General features: G+C 75.6%; 1 protein-coding gene. It reads right to left on the bottom strand.

Translation table 11 applies throughout. The features are described from left to right. Nucleotides 1-23: 23 nt before the first annotated feature. A partial coding sequence (locus ACNAVT_RS31815; protein ID WP_416301703.1) for an FtsX-like permease family protein occupies nucleotides 24-438 on the bottom strand: 415 nt, incomplete at its 5' end.

The raw sequence follows: 438 nt of genomic DNA, 5'->3' as shown, positions 1-438 counted from the left end.
ACTGCCCGTGGTCGCGTCCATGGTCACTCCTCGGCAAGCAGTCGCGCGGTCGGGAGCCGGCGCAGGAGCACGGCCGGCACCAGCGCCGCGGCACAGGTGGCCAGCACCCCGGTCGCCGCCACGGCGGCGGCGACCGCCATCAGCTCGGTCGGCAGGTCACCGACCAGCCAGGCCGCTCCGGCCATCCCCAGCGCCGCCCCGAACGCCGCCCCGAGCAGGCCGAGCAGGAGTCCCTCGTATCCGACCAGGTGGCCCAGGGCGGCGTCGGTCCAGCCGGTGGCGCGGAGCGTGGCCAGCTCGGCGGCGCGGTCGCGGATGTTCAGGTAGAGCACGTCGGCGACCGCGGCGGCGCCGAGCAGGACCGTGGCGATGGCGGCGAGGGTGTCGGCACTGCGGACGTTGAGGGAGATGGTGTCGCCGAGCAGGCTGCCGACGATC

The organism is Micromonospora sp. SL4-19, assembly GCF_047921475.1.
In the GTDB taxonomy this organism is placed as follows: domain Bacteria; phylum Actinomycetota; class Actinomycetes; order Mycobacteriales; family Micromonosporaceae; genus Micromonospora.
Note: the sequence above shows the minus strand (reverse complement) of the source record. Positions and strands in the feature narration are given on the sequence as shown.